The 22,127-nt window shown below is 45.4% G+C and carries 26 protein-coding genes and 1 tRNA gene; 7 read left to right on the forward strand and 20 right to left on the reverse strand.

The features are described from left to right. Window positions 1-3: 3 nt before the first annotated feature. From comGB to GNE05_RS12985, 3 genes are all read right to left on the reverse strand, one after another. Complete coding sequence (comGB, locus tag GNE05_RS12975; protein ID WP_014418377.1) at window positions 4-1,041, reverse strand: competence type IV pilus assembly protein ComGB; 1,038 nt, start codon at window positions 1,039-1,041, stop codon at window positions 4-6. Continuing rightward, the gene (gene comGA, locus GNE05_RS12980) at window positions 1,028-2,098 is read right to left on the reverse strand and encodes a competence type IV pilus ATPase ComGA (protein WP_014418378.1); all 1,071 of its coding nucleotides are present in this window, start codon (window positions 2,096-2,098) and stop codon (window positions 1,028-1,030) included. The genes comGB and comGA overlap by 14 nt, the downstream gene beginning before the upstream one ends. A gap of 192 nt (window positions 2,099-2,290) precedes the next feature. After that, the gene (locus tag GNE05_RS12985) at window positions 2,291-3,241 is read right to left on the reverse strand and encodes a magnesium transporter CorA family protein (RefSeq protein ID WP_160182873.1); all 951 of its coding nucleotides are present in this window, start codon (window positions 3,239-3,241) and stop codon (window positions 2,291-2,293) included. Between the two features lie 145 nt (window positions 3,242-3,386). On the opposite strand from GNE05_RS12985, the gene GNE05_RS12990 reads away from it, so the two are divergent. After that, complete coding sequence (locus GNE05_RS12990) at window positions 3,387-4,688, forward strand: hemolysin family protein (protein WP_029973873.1); 1,302 nt, start codon at window positions 3,387-3,389, stop codon at window positions 4,686-4,688. A 37-nt stretch (window positions 4,689-4,725) separates the two neighbouring features. On the opposite strand, the gene GNE05_RS12995 is transcribed toward GNE05_RS12990, so the two are convergent. Then, window positions 4,726-5,556, reverse strand: a complete 831-nt coding sequence (locus tag GNE05_RS12995; RefSeq protein WP_021494316.1) for an STAS domain-containing protein — start codon at window positions 5,554-5,556, stop codon at window positions 4,726-4,728. Window positions 5,557-5,627: 71 nt separating this feature from the next. Here GNE05_RS12995 and GNE05_RS13000 point away from each other — a divergent pair. Beyond that, window positions 5,628-5,698 (forward strand) — tRNA-Gln (locus GNE05_RS13000). Between the two features lie 63 nt (window positions 5,699-5,761). Here the strand turns inward: GNE05_RS13000 and GNE05_RS13005 are convergent. Next, window positions 5,762-6,142, reverse strand: a complete 381-nt coding sequence (locus tag GNE05_RS13005) for a Spx/MgsR family RNA polymerase-binding regulatory protein (protein ID WP_003153079.1) — start codon at window positions 6,140-6,142, stop codon at window positions 5,762-5,764. Window positions 6,143-6,378: 236 nt separating this feature from the next. On the opposite strand from GNE05_RS13005, the gene GNE05_RS13010 reads away from it, so the two are divergent. Continuing rightward, window positions 6,379-6,624 (forward strand): DUF2626 domain-containing protein, encoded by a 246-nt coding sequence (locus GNE05_RS13010; protein ID WP_003153078.1) that lies wholly within the window; start codon window positions 6,379-6,381, stop codon window positions 6,622-6,624. A gap of 40 nt (window positions 6,625-6,664) precedes the next feature. Here the strand turns inward: GNE05_RS13010 and GNE05_RS13015 are convergent, their stop codons facing one another. Beyond that, window positions 6,665-7,303 carry an MBL fold metallo-hydrolase gene (locus GNE05_RS13015; RefSeq protein WP_003153077.1) on the reverse strand — a complete coding sequence of 213 codons (639 nt, stop codon included), beginning with the start codon at window positions 7,301-7,303 and terminating at the stop codon, window positions 6,665-6,667. Window positions 7,304-7,457: 154 nt separating this feature from the next. On the opposite strand from GNE05_RS13015, the gene GNE05_RS13020 reads away from it, so the two are divergent. Beyond that, on the forward strand, window positions 7,458-7,631 hold the full coding sequence (locus GNE05_RS13020; RefSeq protein WP_003153076.1) for a DUF2759 domain-containing protein: 174 nt from the start codon (window positions 7,458-7,460) through the stop codon (window positions 7,629-7,631). A 32-nt stretch (window positions 7,632-7,663) separates the two neighbouring features. Here GNE05_RS13020 and GNE05_RS13025 read toward each other — a convergent pair whose 3' ends face one another. The 5 genes from GNE05_RS13025 to GNE05_RS13045 form a co-directional block, all read right to left on the reverse strand. Then, window positions 7,664-7,978 carry an MTH1187 family thiamine-binding protein gene (locus GNE05_RS13025; RefSeq protein ID WP_003153073.1) on the reverse strand — a complete coding sequence of 105 codons (315 nt, stop codon included), beginning with the start codon at window positions 7,976-7,978 and terminating at the stop codon, window positions 7,664-7,666. Window positions 7,979-7,983: 5 nt separating this feature from the next. Beyond that, window positions 7,984-9,021, reverse strand: coding sequence for a YqgU-like beta propeller domain-containing protein (locus GNE05_RS13030; RefSeq protein WP_156735556.1), 1,038 nt, complete (start codon window positions 9,019-9,021; stop codon window positions 7,984-7,986). A 72-nt stretch (window positions 9,022-9,093) separates the two neighbouring features. Beyond that, window positions 9,094-10,221, reverse strand: coding sequence for a M14 family metallopeptidase (locus GNE05_RS13035; RefSeq protein ID WP_103526756.1), 1,128 nt, complete (start codon window positions 10,219-10,221; stop codon window positions 9,094-9,096). Between the two features lie 82 nt (window positions 10,222-10,303). Further along, window positions 10,304-11,266 (reverse strand): glucose kinase GlcK, encoded by a 963-nt coding sequence (gene glcK, locus GNE05_RS13040; protein WP_017418148.1) that lies wholly within the window; start codon window positions 11,264-11,266, stop codon window positions 10,304-10,306. 35 nt (window positions 11,267-11,301) lie between these two features. Continuing rightward, window positions 11,302-11,511, reverse strand: coding sequence for a YqgQ family protein (locus GNE05_RS13045; protein WP_007408313.1), 210 nt, complete (start codon window positions 11,509-11,511; stop codon window positions 11,302-11,304). Between the two features lie 197 nt (window positions 11,512-11,708). Between GNE05_RS13045 and nhaC the strand changes: the two genes are divergently transcribed. Beyond that, window positions 11,709-13,073: a Na+/H+ antiporter NhaC gene (nhaC, locus tag GNE05_RS13050; protein ID WP_021494320.1), complete on the forward strand. Its 1,365-nt coding sequence runs from the start codon at window positions 11,709-11,711 to the stop codon at window positions 13,071-13,073. A gap of 75 nt (window positions 13,074-13,148) precedes the next feature. Here nhaC and GNE05_RS13055 read toward each other — a convergent pair whose 3' ends face one another. The 3 genes from GNE05_RS13055 to rpmG all read right to left on the reverse strand — a co-directional run bounded on the left by GNE05_RS13055 (window position 13,149) and on the right by rpmG (window position 14,175). Beyond that, window positions 13,149-13,322, reverse strand: coding sequence for a hypothetical protein (locus tag GNE05_RS13055; protein ID WP_094296041.1), 174 nt, complete (start codon window positions 13,320-13,322; stop codon window positions 13,149-13,151). A gap of 70 nt (window positions 13,323-13,392) precedes the next feature. Further along, window positions 13,393-13,947 (reverse strand): 5-formyltetrahydrofolate cyclo-ligase, encoded by a 555-nt coding sequence (locus GNE05_RS13060; protein ID WP_017418150.1) that lies wholly within the window; start codon window positions 13,945-13,947, stop codon window positions 13,393-13,395. A 78-nt stretch (window positions 13,948-14,025) separates the two neighbouring features. Next, window positions 14,026-14,175: a 50S ribosomal protein L33 gene (gene rpmG, locus GNE05_RS13065; RefSeq protein ID WP_003153056.1), complete on the reverse strand. Its 150-nt coding sequence runs from the start codon at window positions 14,173-14,175 to the stop codon at window positions 14,026-14,028. Window positions 14,176-14,521: 346 nt separating this feature from the next. Between rpmG and GNE05_RS13070 the strand changes: the two genes are divergently transcribed. After that, the gene (locus GNE05_RS13070) at window positions 14,522-14,875 is read left to right on the forward strand and encodes a hypothetical protein (RefSeq protein ID WP_003153047.1); all 354 of its coding nucleotides are present in this window, start codon (window positions 14,522-14,524) and stop codon (window positions 14,873-14,875) included. Next, on the forward strand, window positions 14,872-15,336 hold the full coding sequence (locus GNE05_RS13075) for an endolytic transglycosylase MltG (RefSeq protein ID WP_022552954.1): 465 nt from the start codon (window positions 14,872-14,874) through the stop codon (window positions 15,334-15,336). The genes GNE05_RS13070 and GNE05_RS13075 overlap by 4 nt, the downstream gene beginning before the upstream one ends. A 99-nt stretch (window positions 15,337-15,435) precedes the next feature. Here GNE05_RS13075 and pstB (GNE05_RS13080) read toward each other — a convergent pair whose 3' ends face one another. The 6 genes from pstB (GNE05_RS13080) to pbpA form a co-directional block, all read right to left on the reverse strand. Next, window positions 15,436-16,218, reverse strand: coding sequence for a phosphate ABC transporter ATP-binding protein PstB (gene pstB / locus GNE05_RS13080; protein ID WP_038461533.1), 783 nt, complete (start codon window positions 16,216-16,218; stop codon window positions 15,436-15,438). An 11-nt stretch (window positions 16,219-16,229) separates the two neighbouring features. Further along, the gene (pstB, locus tag GNE05_RS13085; RefSeq protein WP_052827648.1) at window positions 16,230-17,036 is read right to left on the reverse strand and encodes a phosphate ABC transporter ATP-binding protein PstB; all 807 of its coding nucleotides are present in this window, start codon (window positions 17,034-17,036) and stop codon (window positions 16,230-16,232) included. A gap of 18 nt (window positions 17,037-17,054) precedes the next feature. Then, window positions 17,055-17,939: a phosphate ABC transporter permease PstA gene (pstA, locus tag GNE05_RS13090; protein WP_160182874.1), complete on the reverse strand. Its 885-nt coding sequence runs from the start codon at window positions 17,937-17,939 to the stop codon at window positions 17,055-17,057. Continuing rightward, entirely contained in the window at window positions 17,939-18,868 is a 930-nt protein-coding gene (pstC, locus tag GNE05_RS13095) for a phosphate ABC transporter permease subunit PstC (RefSeq protein ID WP_007612605.1), read from the reverse strand. Before pstC ends, pstA begins: the two co-directional genes overlap by 1 nt. A gap of 48 nt (window positions 18,869-18,916) precedes the next feature. Further along, the gene (locus tag GNE05_RS13100) at window positions 18,917-19,819 is read right to left on the reverse strand and encodes a phosphate ABC transporter substrate-binding protein (RefSeq protein WP_007408304.1); all 903 of its coding nucleotides are present in this window, start codon (window positions 19,817-19,819) and stop codon (window positions 18,917-18,919) included. Window positions 19,820-19,974: 155 nt separating this feature from the next. Continuing rightward, window positions 19,975-22,122 (reverse strand): penicillin-binding protein 2A, encoded by a 2,148-nt coding sequence (gene pbpA, locus GNE05_RS13105; RefSeq protein WP_007612612.1) that lies wholly within the window; start codon window positions 22,120-22,122, stop codon window positions 19,975-19,977. Between the last annotated feature and the right edge of the window lie 5 nt (window positions 22,123-22,127).

Below are 22,127 nucleotides of genomic sequence, written 5' to 3' on the forward strand. Positions count from 1 at the left end.
CCCTTACATTTGGTTCATCATCTGGTACATCGGCATCAGCATTGACATGTAGACAATTAAAATCATACCGGCCACAACACCGTAAATGACAGGCTGGAGAATGCCGGTATACTTCGCCGCGTTTTGTTCAAGACGCTCCATCATAAACTGGCTGTACGTATAAAGTTCGCGGTGAAGCCGGCCGTTTGCCTGTCCGTGGCTGACTGCAGCCGCAAGGTCTTTTTCATAGCACGGATGCCCGGAAAGAGCGGATTCTATGGTTTCTCCGGCTTTCAGACGTGTAATGAGCATCTCTGCTTCTTCACGATAAAAAGGCAGAAAAGATTGTTCTTTAAAAGCTGTTAAGCTGTCATAGATAGAAAGGCCGGATTTCAGAAGACTGCTGAGCTGTAAAGAGAAAAAGTAGCTGTTAAAAAGAACGGCCGCTTTTCCTAATAGGGGGATTTTCACAACAATCAGCATTTTATCTTGCGGGGATTTTTTCTTACATAAGAACCAAACGTACAAAAACAAGCAGAAAGCGGCGGACAGCGCCAGTGCGCAGGCTTCATGAAAATGCCGAAAAAATGCAAAGATGAAAGCAGTCGCACCGGATGTATTCATATTCATTGATTGATAAATCCCAGAAAACTGCGGAATGATTAAACTTTGCAGGATATAAAACATGACACAGACGGAAGAAATTAAAAACATCGGATACCGGAGCATTTTTTTGATTTGATTCGTCTGCATGAGCTTTCTCTGTAATAATTCGCCGCTTTGTTTCATCGCCCCCGGCAATTCCCCGTGTTTCTCCGCGAAATAGCAGATAGAGACGGCTTCTTTGTGAAAAGACAGTGCCTCAAGCACTTGGTAAAACGCATCACCTTCCCTCAACCGTCGGATTCCGTCCGTCAGCTCTGCAAGCTGACGTTTATGCAGCTGGAGTTTCAGCAGTCTGAGCCCTTCAATCAGACTGTATCCTTTTTCCGTCATTTCACCGAGCCTTTTCAAAAAAGCCGCTTGATCCTTCAACGGCCAGGTTCGTTTAATCCGCTTCATGATACACCCACCGATCGTAATTGTCGGTCGTGACATAGCCGAGAGCGATTCCTTTTCTGATCAGCCTGCGGAGCGTCTGATATTGAAAATTGGCGTGCTCTCCCTTTGCTTCCTGAAAGCATTGGGTGAGGTTTTTCCCGTAGAGCAGTTCATAAATGCCCGCACGGCGTGTCTGCCTGTACATCCGGCAGTACACGGAACAGTTTTCCTCTTTGCAGAACGGACATGTTAAATCAACCAGACGCTGAGCGGCAATAGCAATGACGGTTTGTTCAATTTCTGTCATGTTCACGCCAAACTCCAGCAGCCTGTATATGGCGCCCTTAGCATCTCTTGTATGCAGGCTTGAAAGAACGAGGTGTCCCGTCATGGCGGCACGGACTGCGATTTCAGCCGTCTCGGCATCCCTGATTTCCCCTAAGATGATCATATCGGGATCATGTCTTAAAATCGCTTTTAAACCGGCGGAATATGTGACTCCGGCTTTTTCATTCACCTGAACTTGCAGCACATCCTCATCTCTTGTTTCTACGGGATCTTCAAGCGTGACAATCCGCCGGTTGAAATGCCGTTTTGCATAGTTGACAAGCGAGTAAAGAGTGGTCGTTTTTCCAGATCCGGTCGGGCCGGTAAACAGAAGCAGGCCGTGCGAATGCTTCAGAAAGGACAATAATGCGGCGCCTGCCCCCCGAAATAAGGACAGTTTATCCAGAGGGGGAATCTGCTGCTTAGGCAAAAGCCTGATGACAAGACTTTCATCATTCATTGTCGGCAAGGTTGACATTCTCAAATGAACGGTTTCTGTCGGAAGCGGCAGAGACAATGACCCGTTTTGCGGCTTTCGTCTTTCTCCTATATCCATGGCCGATAAAAACTTGAAATGAGAAATAAGCCTTACACATTCCTCTTTTTTTAAGACTCTTTTTTTCACAAGAGCATGGCCGATGCGAAAATGAATGAAAGCATCCCTTTCTCTCGGCACAATGTGTATATCTGAAGCCCTTGCCGTATAGGCCTCGTTTATGATGTTCCTGCTGTATGTTTCAATATTTTTCACAAGACTTCCCTCCTTCCGCACGTATTGTAAATCAGATACATAAAAGCCGGCAAAAGAGAGATTATGCGTTTTACACTGTGTAAAACGTAAAAAAATAAAAAACAAGTCCCCTGACATTGATTTACCGAATGAAATCCGGAACCATTCGGCCATTTTCAGCCATCAAAAAAAGCAGGCGAATGCCTGCTCTTCTTAGCGTTTCTTTTCTTTCCGCAAATATTTTTTTTGATGCTCCCTCAAAATGTCCCCTGTCCAGCCTTTGTGCCGCAGATAAATATAAATCAGCAGGGTTGATACAATAATGAGCACGATGGAACAGATATACGCATATTTCCAATGAAGCTCCGGCATGTTATCAAAGTTCATCCCCCAGAGAGCTCCAAGCGCCGTCATCGGTGTAAAAAGAGTTGTAAAGATCGTCAAGGCTTTCACAATTTCATTTCCTCTTTGGGAGGTAATGACTTCCTCGGCGTGCAGCAGATTGCTCAGTTCCTGATCAAACTCATTGATATATGTAATTCCTCTTTCCATCTTTTGATGAGCTCTGAGGTAATCTTTCTGCCTGTCATTTTTCGGGAGAAAAGCTTCTTTTAAAGCCATTTCTACTTTTTTAGCCCCCAGTGTAAGGCCTTTCCAAATGAACAGCTCATGGCGCAGTTTATGCACATTTTCCAAGATTCCTTTGCTGTTGTCATCATGAATCTGCCATTTCAGCGTCCGCTGCTTGACTTCAAATTCATCCAGTCCGATCAGATAGGAATTCATCAGCTCTCCCAGTAAAACAAAAAAGCCTTCAATCGGATTTTCACAGGTTTGAATCTGCTGTGTGGCATGCTTTTCTTTTACACCGCGCAGCAGCGAAAAATCAAAATTAATTGTAAAAAAGAAGTCTCTCGTAATATAAAAGTGAAATACGGTATGGTTTTTTTCATCATCTAATCCTTGATGATAGATTAAAGAACCGAAAACCGCTTCATTATTCTGATCATTTGTATCTGAGCGCAGAAAGTTTATATGATTTTCATGTTCAAACCACTTTTCGCATTGCGGCCAGTGATTGTGATGGATCATTTTTTTCGCTTCCGTTTTTTCATGCGGACCGAGCTGGTACCACAGCCAGTCCGCACTCGAATGTACCTTCATCTCTTGTCATCCTCCAGTATCGCTTTCTTGTTTTATTACCGTAAATGAAGCAGGCTAAACCAGGTTCGATGTTTGAGCAGCTTTCTACAGTGGTATTATTCCGAAAAAAGGGAGGTGCAAGCCTTCCTTCGCGGAAGGCGTTACATTGTATATCATCAAACTATCTGCCATCGTACTATTTATTTTATTAACGGCGTGTTTTGTCGCCATAGAGTTTTCAATCGTTAAAGCAAGGCGCTCCCGCATTAATCAGCTCATTGAGGAAAATGTAAAAGGAGCAAAAGCAGCCAAGCATGTCATTACACACCTTGATGAATATTTATCGGCGTGCCAATTGGGTATCACCGTCACCGCTTTGGGAATCGGCTGGCTGGGTGAACCGACAGTCAAAGCAATGCTTCAGCCGTTATTTTTAAAGACCGGAGTTCACGAAGCGGTTGCCCAAGTCCTGTCATTGATCATCGCCTTTCTGCTGGTTACATATGTGAATGTCGTCATCGGCGAACTCGCCCCGAAAAGTTTTGCTATCCAAAAAGCCGAGCGGATTACACTTTTGTCTGCCAGACCGATGATTTTGTTTTATAAGTTAATGTTTCCGTTCATCTGGCTGCTCAATCATTCCGCCCGCCTGATTACAGCCATGTTCGGCTTGAAGCCTGCTTCCGAACATGAAATGGCTTATACGGAAGAGGAATTGCGGGTGCTCCTTGCCGAAAGCTATCGAAGCGGCATGATCAAAAAAAGCGAGCTGCATTACGTAAATAACATTTTTACATTTGATAAGCGCACTGCCAAAGAAATTATGGTGCCCCGGAATGAAATGGTGAGCCTGCCGTTAGACAGCGGATCGGGACATATGCTCCGGGACATTATCAAAACAAATAAATATACCCGGTATCCCGTAGTAAAAGGAGATAAAGATCATGTAGTCGGCATCATCAATATAAAAGAAGTTTTATTCAGATTCCTGTCAGAAGGAGCGGCGTTTACAAAACACGAACTCAGCCCTTACATCCAGCCGGCGATCCACGTGATTGAGACGATTCCGATTTATCAATTATTCGTTAAAATGCAGCGGGAACACGCCCATATGGCCATTCTCATTGATGAGTACGGCGGAACTGCGGGATTAGTAACGGCGGAAGATATCATTGAAGAGATCGTCGGCGAAATCCGCGACGAATTTGATACGGACGAAACACCTTCCGTTCAAAAGCTTGGGAAGAACCGCTATCTCCTGAACGCCAAATTGCTGATCAGTGACGTCAATGATGTACTCGGAACAGAGATTACGGCTGATCAAGTCGATACACTCGGGGGCTGGTTTCTTACTCAGCATATTGACGCGAAGCCCGGGAGCACCATTGATTTTGAAGGCTACACATTTACGGTAAAAGAAATCGACAGCCATCATATCATTACGATTGAAGCTGACAAAGCTGAATAGCTGAGGGAGAAATCCCTCCCGGCCATTCAGCTTTTTATCATCTTAATGATTCTTTTACGATAAATCCGTTTTTTGCCAGCGCTTTCGCCAGACTCTGCTCCGTTTTCACCTGAGAAAAATCGATGCCGAGCTTCACGACGGTCTGCGCGATTTCCGGCCTGATGCCTGAGATTGTCGTTTCTATGCCAAGAAGTTTTGTGCTGTCAATCACTTTAAAAATCTGATAAGCGACCATCGTATCCACAATCGGCACACCTGATATATCTAAAAATAAATAAGAAAGCCGGAGCGAGGAACATTGATCAAGCACCGATTCCAAAATCATTTTTGCCCGGTAGGTGTCAATTTCGCCGACGAGCGGCAAAATTCCAATACCGTCGGCAATCGGCATAATCGGCGCGCTTAGTTCGTTAATCATTTCTTTTTGGGCGTTTAATTGTGTAACCGTCACTTTATAATATTCCTCTGTAAATACTTCAATCATATGGTCAATTGCTTTGTTCAGCTTCTCTCCCCAATAGAATACCGCATTCGCCCCAGGCTTCTCAGACATTTTTTCACAGCATGTCTGTATGCGGTTCCAGACTAATCTCCGGAATTCTTTAAAGCTCGTGACGCTTTCATAGACCGGTACTTCATGGACGGCCCGGTCCCTTGCGAACTGAAGCGCCCATTTTGTCAGCTCCTCTTCCCCGCCGTCTTTTTCCGATAGAATGCCGGCAACGATTTCAATTAACAGACGGTGCTGCATTTCCGCTTTCTGATCATCTGAAGGCCGCCCCGATTTTGGTATGAGCAGCCACTGGCGTGTGATTTCACCTGATTCTTCAATTAAGGTTCGAGATAATGTTTCATTCAAATGTTTCACGGGTCTCCTCCATTCAAATTACTTTGTATGTATAAATCGGCGCCGGACGCACATACTGTAATTACATCTGATGGGCTATAGCCAAGCGGTAAGGCAATGGACTTTGACTCCGTGATCGTTGGTTCGAATCCAGCTAGCCCAGTCGCGCAACCGCAAAAAACGAAGATTAGCTGATAAATTTGATCAGCGGATCTTCGTTTTTCTCTTATGATACAGATTGATGTACCGTTTTTTTCTTCGTCAGCTTCATCAGTTCTCCCGGATTGTATCCGATAACGAGCTTATTGCGATCGATCAGAATCGGACGCCGCAGCAGTTTCGGCTTCTCAGTCAAAAGCTTCAGCACTTCATTTACAGTCATTTCTTCAATGTTCAGGTTGAGGTTTTTAAATGTTTGGCTTCTCGTCGCCAATATTTCATCAATTCCTTCGGTCGTTAATGATAAGATCTGCTTCAATTCATCAATTGTCGGTGTCTCCCTGAATAGATGGCGCTCTTGAAAGTCAACATTGTGGGCTTTTAACCAATGTTTCGTTTTTCGGCATGATGTGCAGCTCGGGTATGAATAAAAAATAAGTTCTTTCATTTTTAAAAATTCCTCCCTCGGATAATCCGTCTCTTTGTTAACATAAGTACCCTGAACTTTTTTTCCCTAAACGTATTTCAAAAAGATTTTTCGGATCTTTTTTAGAGAGCGGCATAAGATATAAAACACAGGGAAAGACATAAATTCCACAATAAATATAATCATGAAAATGTTTACATTTTGAGTGCCGATCTATTATAATAAACTTCAGATAGACTCTCGGGAGGGGATAAGGAATGAATCGCATGTTCCGGGTGTTAGGATTTTGGACGGGGATATTTGCAGTCATGTTTTTTCTAGGGGGCATGAAAGACGCTTCTCTTTTGTTTTTTGGACAGACGATCTTTTTCGTATTTCTTTCTTATTTGAATCTGACTGAGCGGATGTATATTTATATTTTCGGAGCTTACTTAACCGTATTTTTCGCCGGATTTACATATTACTCTATTTTTATTATGACACCGGGCGGCGGAACCCATTGAACAGAAAAAGACAGACCGATTATGGTCTGTCTTTTTTCATTTACAGTGAAAAACCATTGATAAACGGGTTTCGCTCCTGCTCTGTCTGGATGTCCGTTTCCGGCCCGTGCCCGCTTAATACAAGTGTATGTCCGGGAAGCGTGAGCAGTTTTTGATGAATGGAATCAAGCAATACGTCCTGACTTCCGCCGTGTAAATCAGTTCGGCCGATGCCTCCCTGAAAGAGCACGTCACCTGAAATCACCAGATCCGCGTCCTTCACATAATAAGAAACGCTTCCCGGTGAATGTCCCGGCGTAAACAATGTCTCCAAATGGAAAGGCCCGATGTCCAAAATGCCGTCGCCTTCGATGAGCCGTTCGGCGGGCCGTGCTGTTACGGCAATGCCCCGCAATATGCCTGATCCGTTTAAGGAAGAGTCCTCCAGCCACTTTTCTTCATTTTTGTGAAGATAGACGGGAACATCCCATCTGTCTCTTACTTCGTCAAGTGCGCCGATATGGTCAAAATGGGCGTGCGTCAGTAAGATGGCCAGCGGCTTCAGATTGTTTTCTTTTATGTAATTGTTGATTTTGTCCGCTTCCCCGCCCGGATCAAAAATAAGACAGGACTGATCCTCACTGACAAGAAAATACGCGTTTGCCTGAATCGGACCGGCCGGCATTCGTCTCCATTTCACTTTCATCACCTCTTTATGTATATGCCCTTATTATGAAGGTTTTCTGCGGAAGATTCAATGAATGCGGATGGGAAAACGCTATCGACAAATAAAATGAAAACGGTTAAAATAAAATGGAAAGATTTTCAGGTTCCAATGACAAAGGAGGAGCATGATGTTACTTGTTGTAATCTTCGGCCTTGTCGCATTATTAGCTGTATTAGGAGTCCTGCGGGCTGTCAGACAGAGAAATATCCTGGGATTTTTGTTAGCCGCCGCCACGCTGGGCGTGTTTGGCTGGTTTACCGTAATGACCGTTGTAACCAGCGGCTATCCGACTGCACATTAAAAGCCTGTATCCAATGGATACAGGCTTATTTTTTATTGCTGCAAATGTTTGCTGACACTTTTGATTTTGCTCTCCAGCGTCGTTTCTTTATCACGTCTGTCATCAATGCGGATATTTGTCGCCACTCTGTGCAGCCCTTTTTGGAACGGGGCTTCGTGAATGTCCTGAATGACTGCGAATAAGTCGCTCAGCTCACCTTCAATCAACGTGTTCATCGGCGTGAGCTGAAATTTGATTTTGCCGGCAGCTTTGTAACCCTCCAAAATGTTTTGTACATCCGCTACATACTCACTGACGCTCGGTGTTTTTGTTCCGATCGGAATGATTGTGACATCTGCAATTGCCATTTGGTTCAAACTCCTTTTTCATTTGTTATGATTGGTTCTGTCATGCCTGTTTTCAGTGAAATCAGACGGTCATACGTAAAGCCGTATAAAGCGTATTCCCCGTTCGGAGAGATCTGAATCGGCTCCATTTCCGTGTTTTTGAGCACCGTCCGCTCCCGTTCGTCTCCTAAGTCAAAGCTGATCAGATTGTAAGAGCGGCCTTCAGGCTTAAATATGTAAAACCGCTTGTGTGTCTGATCGTAATCATATTCCATCGGCGCGAAGCTCTCATACTTTTTTTGGAGAGGAAAGCGGTGTGTCACGGATACCGGCTTTTGGAAAAGGAACTCGCCGTCTCCGTCCGATTGATCCATTGGTCTGACGGCAATCGTCATGCCCGGGCGGGAATCAGCCCAGATGACGTGATGAAGCACTCTTTTTTCTTTTTTCGTCTGCAAGTCATAAGAATATAAAGGACCCTCTTCCTCCGTTTTTCCTTGCTTGATATATTGGAATTCATCAGTGGAGGTCCAATGGACAAAAGGGGCCTGAACGGGACTCTTTTTTAAAATGCCGTTGTTCATATCGGCCGTATAGGCTGTGAAGTCCCATGTTTCAGTAAAAACGGTAATCATCATTTGATACGGGTCATACGGATTCCAAGCCGTCTCCAGCTCATAAGAGTTAAAGGCTTTGTGATAAAGTCTTTTCCCCTGCTTGCTTATAAGCACAAGCTCAGTCTGACCGCTGCTTGTCACCTGTACGAGAATCAGCTGTTTTTTCCGGCTGATCTTTACATTGACAATATTGCCCTTTGTTCCATAGAGCCGTTCGGATTTTCCGCTGAAAAGATCATATTTCATCAGCTGATGATGTGCTGTAAACAGAATTGTTCTGTTATCCAGCCATCCTTCCGTTTTTTCCGCTTCCTTTTTACTGAGCGGAACGATTTTCTGTTCTGCCGATTTTGCCGAAACGCCTGTGTCTTGCTGCTGATGAGATGGTTCACAGGCCGCTAAACACAGAACGAATGCGGACAGCAGAACACAAACCAAGTATCTCATCAGCCTTCCCTCCATTCTTTTCTATTGTCCCATATTTGTTTATGTAAACAAATGAGAAATTTCACAGATGTCTCAAAAAACAAGCGACCTCCACAAAATACCTTCCGTCGCTTGATAAATATCAGCAAACTGATGAAAAGGCAAAGGGTTTTTTCCCTTCCCGAGCTCAATGGTATAGCCCTCTTTTCCATACTGCTGTATAAACCAATCCCTAAAACCGGCATGGCTGTCAATGGTTTTAACGCCTTGATAGCGGTTTCCGCTTATCGCTTCAAACTCCCGAATCATCTGAGATGATTGCTCCGGTTCACATCCTTCGTATCCCCAATAAATCTCTTCTCCCTGCGTATGAAGCGCGATCAGCCGGTCAGGCGGCTGATCCGTTATCAGCCGATGCATCGCCTGCGCCTCCGGTTCAGTGAGCGGCGCCGTTCCCGGAAAATCACGGTATGAAGGGGCTTTCGGTTTGCGCCTTTGTTCAATATCCCAATTGGATGGGAAATGTTTATTTAAATCCACACCGTTTATATTCGCCTTCCATTCGCGGAAATCCGGGCGGTGCTCATTTAATTCGTTGAGAAATTCATTTTTTTCTGATAAATCTTCACACCCGTAAAGTACGAGATCAACCCCGTCGGGATTTACGAGCGGAACGAATGACAATGATGTCCGGCTGAATATATCAAGCGCAGAGTGCCCGAAAACGGTTTTATTTTCGCATAATGCCGCGCAATATTCTTTATACCATTTAAGCGCGACCGAGGTGGTGATCCATTCATTGGCATGAAATGAGGCGTTTACATGGACTTTTCTTTCGGCCGTATCCGCACCTATTTTCAGCTCATAAAGCGGCTTTCCCAATACGGAACTGCCGATTTTACGGCATGTGACAAACGGAAAGACATCCGTTATTTTCTCAATTTCTTCATAAACCGATTGGGAGCCGTACACCTTTTCTTCCTTCAGCCATTGATCAGCGGAAAGAACGCTTTCACAGTGCCGGATGTATCGCGAAAGCCCGCTCAGCGTCTCAAGCGGCGGACCCTCTGACTGCCCGCTCACGGCAAAGCCGGGACAAAATAATTCATCGCTTTCCGCCGTTTTATCAGCGGCTTTCAACAGTTTTTCATCAATTGAAAGCACCTTTGCAATATCTTTCATATGCTGTTTCAATTCAGGTTTGACACGAATTCCCGCCATGTTCATCCCCCTTTTTTAAAAACTATATGACAGGGGAGATAAAAAAAGAAAGCTGCCCGCGATATGGGCAGGCAGACTTTCTTCAGCAGTTTTGATGTTTGAGCCATTCATTTTTGGCAATCCACGCCCCGCCGATGACTCCGGCGTCATTTCCAAGTGCCGCAATCGAAATATCGGCCGCTTCCGCAGAACGCGGGAACGCGGTGATTTTGAAGGTCTCTTCCACTTTTGACCGCAGGATTTCACCCGCTTTAGACACGCCTCCGCCGAGCACGATTTTTGTCGGATTCATGGCGCTTGCCAGATTTCCGAGCACGAGGCCTAAATGTTTTGCGACATAATCGACGACTTCAAGCGCGGTCTTATCCTGCTGTTTAGCCGCTTCGAACACGTCACGTGCCGTCAGATCGCGCACTTGTAAGAGCGAAGAGTCGGAAACCGCCGCAAGCTTTTCTTTCGCGATGCGGACGATGCCGGTTGCGGACGCAATCGTTTCGATGCAGCCGGATTTTCCGCAATTGCACGGAGCTCCTCCTTCCGGAATACTGCAAATATGACCGATTTCTCCGCCGGCCCCGTTTTTACCGTGAACGATTTCTCCGTTGACGATAATGCCTCCGCCGACTCCGGTTCCGAGCGTCACTAAAATGACATCTTTGGCCCCGTCACCTGCACCCTTCCACATTTCTCCTAGCGCCGCGATATTGGCATCGTTTTCAATGACGGCCGGAATACCCGTTTCCGCCTCGAGATGGTCTTTCAGCGGATAGTTTTTCCACCCCATATTTGTCGTCTCATAGACCATTCCCGTCGCCATTTCCACGGGTCCGGGCGCTCCCATTCCGATCCATTTTACGATCCGTTTCGGCTTGTTCAGTTCTTCCAGCTTCTGATCAAGCGCTTTGGCGATCGTGACCGTAATTGTGTTTCCTGATTTATCGGTCGGAACTTCCCATTTATGCTGAATTTCACCGTACATGTTGATAAAGGCCAGCTTGATGGTTGTTCCGCCAAGATCAATCCCCGCAAACCATGTATCTTCCATAATAATCTCCTTTTCTTATTTAAAATCCTGCTGTGTTATCTGCCTTTGATCCGCTCCGATTCTCTCTGAAGAACTCCGGCGGCTTTTTGCCATAATTCTCTTTCAATCACGTTTGACAAGTACATTTCCTTTAATTCATCTTTCATAAAGTCAATTTCGGCTTGTCTGTCACCGAAATAAACGATATGTCCGAATGACTTAAACAGCTGCTGCACGTCATAAAATGAATTCATCTTCTTCACCATTTCTATTCTTCTTAGTATAAGCGTATTTCATCACTGATCCGGGCGTCAAGCAAAAAACGATTGGAGAAAATATCCTTGTATTATTTTCATAAATTGTATATTCAAAATTGTAAAAAAACACTCATTTATGCGTTTTTCTGTTACAATACTTTCGTGCCCAAAAGCACAAAAGGATTAAAGTTTGATGGGGTGTTGTTTTGAAACAAGAAAAAAGGCTGACGTTCATCTCAGCCATCAGTTTATTTGTCTTGATGTTAGCAGTCATTATTTCCTGCCTGTTTTTCTTTCATACAGAGCCGCATATGCCGCTGTTCTTTTGCGTCATTATTCTGTCTCTGGCAGGTTTGTGGCTCGGTTTCTCGTGGGACAGTCTTGAAAAAGGAATTGTCAGCGGATTGAAAAACGGTGTGCAGCCGATTATCGTGCTGGCTTTGATCGGTGTGCTGATCGGCGCCTGGATGTACAGCGGCGCCATTCCCACCGTCACCGTTTACGCTTTGTCAATTATACAGCCGAGTCAGCTGCTTTTGACCGCATTATTTTCCTGCATGATTATCAGCACGCTTGTCGGCTCAAGTCTGACAACTGTCAGTACAATCGGCGTCGCGCTGTTAGGGGTAGCAAGCGCGGCGGGAGTTCCGCTCGAATGGACGGCGGGAGCAGTCATTTGCGGGGCTTGTTTCGGTGATAAAATGTCACCGATGTCCGACACGACGAATTTTGCCGCCGGAATCGGCGAAATTCCGATTTTTAAGCATATTCGCCATATGATGGGCACTACCGTTCCGGCACTGCTGATCACGATTGTTCTTTTTTATATTCTCGGTTCATCGGTTTCAATAAATGCCGCTTCAACGCAAAATATTGAGGCGGTCATTTCCGGAATAAAAGAGGCCGTTCACGTTACGCCTTGGTCGCTTCTTTCACCTCTGTTGGTGATCATTTTAGCTGTGAGACGGGTTTCCGTGATTCCGGTGCTTACCGCCGGTATTATTTCCGCAGGGCTTCTGACTGCTGTTTTTATTCCTGACAGCAGCATTCAAGGATTTATATCCGCCCTGCAAAGCGGGACGGCGTTTAAAACCGGCGACCAGGCTGTGGCCAGCATTATCAACAGAGGCGGGCTCCAATCGATGATGGGATCAGTCTCTCTGATCATGATCGCCTTTGCGCTCGGCGGCCTGATGGAAAAAACGGGCCTGATCGCGGCGCTGCTTCAAGGATTGATAAAAGGCGTGCATACGAAAGGACGTCTTGTCATGGCGACCGTCTTCTCAAGTATAGGCGTAAACCTTGCGACAGGTGAGCAGTATTTGTCGATCTTAATTCCGGGCCAATCTTATAAACCTTTATATGACAAGCTCAGCATTAAGCGGATTCACCTTGCGCGGTCGCTTGAGGACGGCGGAACATTGATCAACCCGCTGATTCCCTGGGGAGTAAGCGGCGCTTTTATGGCAAGCGCATTAGGGGTTTCCGTCATCGACTACCTGCCGTTTACCTTTTTCCTGTACATTTCTCCTATGATCTCAATTCTGCTCGGTTTCCTGAAAAAAAGCTGACAATACGAGAAAACCTGCCGTTTTTTACCGGCAGGTTTTCTTATGCAAAAAATCCCGCTGAAAAACGGGATTTGTTTAAAATGCCTGCTGAATGAATTTGTTTCTGATAAACGGTATTTTTAAAAAGAAATGAATGAATGACCGTCTGATCCCCGGCTGGCTGAGCACGCTGTTCATCAGACGGTAGCGGTTTTGGTAAACGGCTAAAACAGATACGGCGCATAATGAGTAGATCAACATTTTTTTCATCTTATCCCTCCTGCCCCTATCGTTTGTCAAACAGCGAGAATTATTCCGGTGCAAGAAGTTTTTTATGCGATTAAGCGATGGTTTCAGATTCAGTCACGATCATATCGACCGGAATATCGTGGGGCATGCGGGGAATGCGGTCTGTCAGCTGGCAGTCAAAGAGAAGCGACACGGTACGGCCTTTATAACCGGAGAGGTACCGATCATAATATCCTCCGCCGTATCCGATTCTGAAGCCTTCCCGGTCAAAAGCCACGCCGGGCACAATCACAAGGTCAATGTCTTTTTGGGCGGCTTTTTCCGTCAGGCTCTCGATCGGTTCACTGAGGCCCGCATATACGGTTTCCAGCTGATCATACGCAGAAAATGTACGGAACTCCATCGCTCCCGTCTGCGGAAAGCATTTTGGGATACAGACTTGTTTTTTCTCTTTCCAGGCCTGTTCAATAATCGGCCGTGTCGGAATTTCCAGGCGTGTCGAGATGGTAACGGCGATCACGCGGGCCTGTTTCCATTCTTTTAAAGAAAACAGCGTTTCACGCATGCTGCGGCATTTTTTCTCCCATTCACTTTCTGTCATGTCAGAAAGCTTTGCTTTTATATCGGTTCTGATTTGTGCTTTCACGTTTGTCAAACCTCCCTGAAAGACAAAAAAGCCAGAACTTTATTGAAAGCTCCAGCTTTTTCCGCTGTTTTAAACAGCTTATTTTGTTTCACGGTGTAACGTAGATTTTTTATCACGTGGGCAATATTTTTTAAATTCAACGCGGTCCGGATTGTTGCGTTTGTTCTTTTTAGAAATATAGTTACGCTCACCACATTCAGTGCAAGCCAAAGTAATATTAACGCGCATTATTTTCCCTCCAAACTAAATATCATTTACTTATTCAGACTTATATATAATACCACTATAATGGACGGAATGCTAGAGTGATTTACATGAAATGTTGTTTAAGTGCAGAAAACATCAGTTTACGCTTCTGATCCTCTGAATGAGCCTGCGTCAGATGAAGGGAAAATATGACGAAACAGGACAAAAAAGGACTTTCTGATACGAAATCTATAGAGAAATAACCGTTTGCTCCCCGAATAAAAAAGATTTCCCGACAAAATTCCGTTTTTTTCTCTATTTCCTTTAGAATGGCGGCGTTTTATGGTATAAAAAAGAAGGGCAAATTAATAATAGAAGGTGATGAAACGTGGAAATTGCTATTATTGCGTTGTTTATCGTCAGTATAGCGCTTATTGCATTCTCATATTCTCAAAGAGATCCGATGAAAGACGTGGAACAGGAGCTTGAAACGCTTCAGCTTTCCGCCATGCAGGAAATTTACAAGTTGAAAAAGAAAATGACGGTGCTTGAAGAAGAATTGCTGGAAACCAACCTCGTGATCCGCAAAGCCAAAAGCAGCGGCATTAACCAAAAAATCGCCAAACAAATCATTTCAAAATATAACAACGGAATGTCTGCGGAAGCCATCGCAAAAGCGGAGCACGTGTCTGTCGAGGACGTCAATACCATTATTAAAGATAATGAGAAGGTGCTCGTATGACAAAACGGGGCATTCAGGCTTTTGCAGCAGGCATGATTTTAGCGACGGCCGTTCTCGCCGCTGTCTTCTATTTGACTGACCATGACCAGGCAGCCGCCGTTAAAACCGAAAAAACAGCATTGACAGAAAAAGAAGTAAACAGCTACCTCGACGATCAGCAAAAAGTCTCCGTCAACCGGGATGACTATCAAAAACTTCTTGATTCTAAAGAAAAATCGTTAAACAACGACCAAAACACAGACGACAAAAAGAAAAAAGTAACATACAAACTGACGATTAAAAACGGAATGAGCACTGCTGATGTGTCATCCATTCTTGAAAAAGAAGGGATTATTCCTTCAGCGAAGGACTTTAATGATTACGTCATTGACGCAGGCTACCATAAAGAAATCCGCGCCGGCCATTTCAAAGTCGACTCAGATATGAGCTTTAAAAAAATCGTCAAAACATTAACCCGCTAAAAAAGCTTGCAGGCATCATCCATTCAGATGGATACGGCCGGCAGGCTTTTTTAATAAGCAATATAAAACGGACCCGGTCAATGGCCGGGCCCGTTTTTTTCATCCGAATTTTCCGGTGATATAATCATGTGTTTTTTGATGATCCGGCTGAGAAAATATTTTGTCCGTATCCCCCCACTCTACCAGTTCGCCCATATAGAAAAACGCGGTTTGATCAGAGACCCTCGCAGCCTGCTGCATGTTGTGCGTCACAATGACGATTGTATACTTTTCTTTCAATGTCAAAATCAGCTCTTCTATTTTCCGCGTGGACACGGGATCAAGAGCGGACGTCGGTTCATCCATCAGAAGGACGTCCGGTTTTGTGGCGAGCGCTCTTGCGATGCACAGCCGCTGCTGCTGACCGCCTGACAGTGAAAGCGCCTGCTGGTGAAGGCGATCTTTCACTTCATCCCAGAGCGCAGCTGCCTTTAAAGATTCCTCGGCGATTTCAAGCAGTTTCTTTTTATTTTTTTCGCCGTGAATTCTCGGACCGTACACGACATTCTCAAATATTGACTGGGGAAATGGATTGCCTTTTTGAAACACCATACCGATCTGTTTTCTTAATTCTGCCGCATCCGTCTTTTCTTTCAGCAGATTGCGCCCGTTATAGATCATGTCGCCTGTCACTTTGACATTCGGGGCCATTTGCAGCATTAAGTTTAATGTTTTAATAAAAGTGGATTTCCCGCAGCCGGACGGACCGATGATCGCAGTTACCTTCCGCTCCTCAAAACCGATCGTAATGTCTTTTAAAGCCTGGTGGGCTCCGTACCATACGTTCATGCCGTGAATATCAAATAAATTCTGTGTGTGCACCGCTTCCTTCACAAGGCTCACAGTCCTTCCCCCTATCCGAACTTTCCGTTAATGTAGTCATCTGTCTTTTGCGCTTTAGGACTCGTGAAAATTTGTTCTGTCTGCCCGTATTCCACCACTTCCCCGTTTAAAAAGAAAGCCGTTCGGTCAGACACCCTAAGTGCCTGCTGCATGTTATGCGTAACGATAATAATCGAATAATCTTTTTTCAGTTCTGTCAAAAGCGTCTCGATTCTGGCGTTTGAAATAGGGTCCAGAGCTGATGCCGGTTCATCTAAAAGTAGCACGGCAGGTTTCATCGCAAGCGTACGGGCGATGCAAAGACGCTGCTGCTGGCCGCCTGATAACGAAAGAGCCGATGAATGAAGCCGGTCTTTAACTTCATCCCAAAGCGCCGCCTTCGTTAAGCTTTCCTCGACCGCATCATCCAAAACGGCTTTCCTGCGTTCCCCCGCATACTTCAGCGCATGTGTGATGTTATTGTAAATGGATTTCGGGAACGGATTCGGTTTTTGAAACACCATACCGATCTCCCGTCTGAGAGACACGACATTAATCGCTTCCCCCAAAATATTCAGCCCTTCATAAAGGATCTCTCCCTCGCTTCTTGCCGAAGGAATGGCATCGTTCATTCTGTTAATCTGTCTCAAAAATGTTGATTTCCCGCAGCCGGACGGACCGATCAGAGCCGTCACCGCATGTTTTTCAATATCCATGTTTACATCTTTAACCGCTTGTTTGTCACCGTAATAAATTGATAAATGCTTCACTTCCAAAATTGAAGACTCCGGCGAACGCTTTGTCTGTTCCGCTTGTTCCCTGATGATGTAATCAATCATGTTTTCGCCTCTTTCTGATTAATTTGCCGTAAGCTTTTTATAAATGACAGACCCGAGCCATCTTGCACAAAGGTTAAACAAGAGCACCGAAATCACCAGCACCGCCGAGCCGCCGTTTGCAATCGCTTCGGCGTCAGGGATGATTCCCTCCGTATTGACACTCCATATATGAACCGCCAGCGTCTCAGCCGGCCTGAAAATGTTGAAAGGAGATGATTCAGAAAACGGGTTCAAATCCGTAAAGTTCAGCCGCGGCGTTGTCAGTCCCGCTGTAAATAACAATGCGGCCGCTTCTCCGAATACTCTTCCGGATGCGAGAATGGCTCCGGTTAAAATCGAAGGAACCGCACTCGGAACCAGCACCGTTTTGACGGTATGCCATCTCGATACGCCTAAAGCGAGAGAAGCTTCTTTCAGCTCCTTAGGAACTGCAGTGAGCGCGCCTTCCGTCACCCGGACCATAACGGGAAGGTTAAAGACCGTTAATGCGAGCGCGCCCCCGATAATCGTGTAACCCCATCCGGTCAGGTTTACAAACATCAGCATGCCGAACATCCCGATGACAATGGACGGAAGCGAAGACAGAACCTCAATACACGTTCTGATAAAATCAGTGATTTTATTTTGGGGCGCATATTCAGCCATGAAGACGCCGCCCCCCACTCCAAGCGGTATCGTGATCAGCATGGTGATAAACAGAATGTAAAAGGAGTTAAAAAGCTGATCCCGTATTCCGCCGCCTGACGCAATGGCGCTCGATTTTGACGTAAGAAAATGCAAGGAGATTTCAGAGACGCCGTGAATAAGAATGTACAAAAACAATCCTGCCAAAATCGCCGCGATTACAGCGGCGCATAACCCGAATACACCGGTGGCCAATTTATCCGTTATTTTCCGGTTCATTACACTTTCCTCCTAGACGACAAGTAGCGTATGAGCAATATAAACAGAAACGACATGATGAGAAGAACAAGCCCCATAGACCATAACGTATTATTTTCAATACTGCCGTATGTGGTATGGCCCATGTTTAACGTAATAATCGTCGTTAATGTTCCCGCCGTATCAAGCAGGCTTTCCGGCAGAAGCTTTGTATTTCCGATAACCATCTGTACGGCGAGTGCTTCTCCGAACGCTCTTGCCATCCCGAGCACGACAGCGGTCAGCAATGTCGGAAACGCCGCCGGGATAAGCACCTTTCTGATTGTCTGCCACCTCGTCGCACCAAGCGCATATGAACCGTCGCGAAGGTGTTTCGGAAGTGACGCAAGCGCATCAGCGGAAATCGATGTCACAGTCGGCAGAATCATTACCGAGAGTACGATCGTCCCCGCCAGAAGGCTGTGACCCGTTCCGCTTGATTTAAAAGAGCCGATAAACGGAACCAATACTGTAAGACCTATGAATCCATAAACGACGGACGGAATGCCGACAAGCAGCTCAATTACCGGCTGCAGCACCTTTTTTCCCCAAGTCGGCGCAATTTCCGTCATAAACACGGCACCCGCAATACCGAGGGGCGCTGCGATCAGAGCGGACAGAACCGTGACCGCAAATGATCCGAAAATAAAAGGCAGCGCGCCGAACTCAGGTTTTGCCTGGGTTGGATTCCAATTCAGACTTGTTAAGAACTCAATCGGGCTTACACCATTTACAAAAAAAGATTGCAGCCCCTTTATGCCGAGAAAAATTGTGATCGCCGCTGATGCCGCAATAATAATCGCGGCACACACAGACACAATCACCCTTCCGCGGACTTCATCCAATTGCCTGTTTTGTTTTGAGCTTATTAAGCGTTCGCTTACAGACTCTTTTTCTCTGTGATTTATCATTTGTTTACACTCCTATAAGGAAGAAGAGGCGGGGAGCCCGCCCTCCCCTCAGCTTTGCTTGCCGTTTGCGTCACGTGTGACTTTCATATCAGAGATCGGAATGTAGCCTTGATCTTTTACGATACTTTTCTGTACTTCATCGCTGTTCATATAGTCAAGAAACGTTTTTGTAAGGCCTGACGCCTCACCTTTCGTATAAGAGTGCTCGTAAGCCCAAATCGGATACTCGCCTGTGACGACGTTTTTCTCTTCCGGTTTGATGCCTCCGATCGATAAAGGCGTTACTTTGTCATCGTTTATATAAGAGAATGCCAGATAACCGATTGCTCCCGGCGTTTCCGCAATGATTTTTTTGACTGTATTGGAGGAATCCTCTGTAATGCCCTCTGCAGGATCTGCTCCGTCAAGAGCATATTTGACGAACGTAGCGCGCGTTCCTGATGAATCAGGACGGTTCACAAGTGTAATTTTTTGATCTTTACCGCCAAGCTCTTTCCAGTTTTTAATTTTGCCTGTAAAGACGTCTGTCAGCTGTTTTTTGGTTATATCCTTTACGCCCGCACCGGGGTTGACCGCAGCCGCCATCGCCACTACCGCTACTCGGTGGTCTTTTAGGGCTTTCGCATCAATGCCTTCTTTTTCTTCAGCAAAGACATCTGAGTTGCCGATTTGCACTGCCCCTTCAGACACTTGCGAAAGACCTGTTCCTGAACCTCCCGCTTGCACCTGCACATCAGCATCCGGATGCTTTTCCATAAACTTTTCCGCCGCTGCCAGTACTAACGGCTGCATGGCTGATGAACCAGAAATGGTTAAAGAACCTGATGCTTTTTTATCCTCACTTGCAGATTGACTGTCTGTCTTGCCGCTTTCCTTTGCATTTCCGCATGCTGCAGCAACAATCATAACAGCAGCCATCAGAAGCATAAGCATCCATTTGTTTTTTTTCATTTCCTGAATTCCCCCTGCATTTAATGTGTAATTTGTCCTACACGTATAGAGTAAAGGGTTCTTGTAAAATGCGTATAAATCAAGTGTTAAGGTTTTGTAAATCCGGATGTTTTTTTGTATAAAAAAAACGCTCACAAGTTGTGAGCGTTTTTCTGTTAGTTGTTTGTATTGCCGTTTTCAGCGTCTTCCTGAATTTTATCTTCGTTTTTCTGCTTCGTATTATTATCTTCTTGTTTCTTTTTCAGCTCAAAGTATTTGTCCAGAGCTGCTCTTCCTATATCATCCGTAATCGAATATCGATCGCTGTAATTAATATAGGCCCAAGGAACGACTACAGAAATAGCTACTTCCGGATTATCAGCAGGTGCATACGCGACAAGAGTCGTGTTATATGTTGCTTCACCCGTCTCTGATTTGTCAGGACCGTCATAGAAAGATTGCGCGGTACCCGTTTTACCGGCAGGACTGTATGTCGCAGTCGCAAAATCAGTTGCGGCTGTCCCTTTTGTCATGACGCGTCTGAAACCTGCCTGCACTTCTTTAATGTCTGCATTATTCATATCAATCTTATTCAGTACTTGGGGCTGAACAGACTCTACAACGGCTCCGATTCCTTTTTTCGAATCAGGCTGCCTGACCTCTTTTACAAGCTGAGGTTTCAAACGATAGCCTCCATTGGCGATTGTAGATACATACTGCGCCATTTGCAGCGGTGTAAACGTATCATACTGTCCGATGGCAAAGTCTAACAGAAGACCGGAAATTCGCTGTGACCCTTGGTACCCGGTCGCTTCATTCGGAAGATCAATCCCCGTCTTAACTCCGAGTCCGAACTGATTGAAGTAGTATCTGAAAGTATCGAATGCCTTCATATCAAGCGGCAGGGACTGGCCTTTTTTGTACTCCCCTTTACCGACGGCAATCGCCGTTTTGAACATGAACACGTTTGATGATTCCTGAAGCGCTTTTTGGATATCTACGGGACCTAAATTCGTCCATGATTTTTTCGGGTTTTTACTTCCCTTGAAATACATAGGTTCATCCTGGAAAACGGTGTTCAAATTAATCGCGCCCGTCTGCAGTCCGGTCAACACCGTCGCTCCTTTGACCGCCGATCCCATTGCGTAGGAGGAAGTCATTGCGCCGAGGGCATAATCATTAATTTTGTACTTTCCATGGTCATTCGTAATCTGTTTGCCGGCCATCGTCAGCACTTCTCCGTTTTTCGGGTTCATCATGACGACGAAGGCCCGATCAAGAAGCTTCGTGCTCGGTCTCGCTTTTGCCGATCTTAAATTTTTCTCAATGATTTTTTCAACGGATTTCTGCAGGTCCATATCAATGGATAAAACAAGGTCTTTGCCGGCCTGTCCTTTTGAAATCACTTTGCTGCCCGTGACATTTCCGGATGAGTCGGTTAAGTTCTGCACTTTCTCTTTTTGACCCTGCAGCAGGCTTTCATATTGATATTCTAAATAGCTTTTTCCGACCCTGTCATTCCGGCTGTAGCCGAGTGACAGATAGTGATCCAGCAGGTTGGACGGAAGACCTTCGTTCGAACTGGATACACTGCCGAGCAATGTCCGGATCAGGCTTTTATAAGGATAAGACCGTTCCCAGTCAGACGTCACGTCAACTCCCGGCAGTTCATCTAAATGTTCGCTGACGACGGCCATTTCTTTTGCCGACACGCCTTCATTTTTGATGTATTGAGGCGTCAGGGAGTAGCCTGAATCCATCTGCCTTTTGATCGCGAGGATCTGCATGTCTTTTGAAGTGAGCTCATTCAGCTGTTTGTCTGTGATGCGTTTCAGCTGAAGCTGATATAAATCATCGTCAGACAGTTTTTTGTCTTCAGCTTTTTGCTTTTCTTCGGCCGTAATCAGTTTTTTCGCTTCATCAGGCCTCGTTAACATCCAATAGTCTTTTTTATCCCGCTCAGTCACCTTTTTGGTGCTTACCTTAATCATACCCGACAGTTTTTTTGCGATTTTCAAACGCTGCGCCTGGGTGGTTGAGGCTGAACGTGTATATGTAATCGCATTTAATGCTTTATTCGTTACGATGGGATTTAGGTTCCGGTCGTATATTTTCCCTCTCGGAACCGCCGTGCTGACATCAGACTCCTCCTGCTTATTAGCGGCGTTTTTATAATCATCACCCTGAACGATCTGCTTGATGCCAAGCTCGACGATAATCCAAGTGAAAATAAGAAACGCGGCCAAAAACAAAAAATTAAGCCGGATCGGCAGTGATTTTTTCTTTTCTTTGTTTACAGCTATTTTCTTTTTATTTCTCCTCATGACAT

The organism is Bacillus sp. AM1(2019), from assembly GCF_009906915.1.
GTDB classification, from domain to species: Bacteria; Bacillota; Bacilli; order Bacillales; family Bacillaceae; genus Bacillus; species Bacillus velezensis.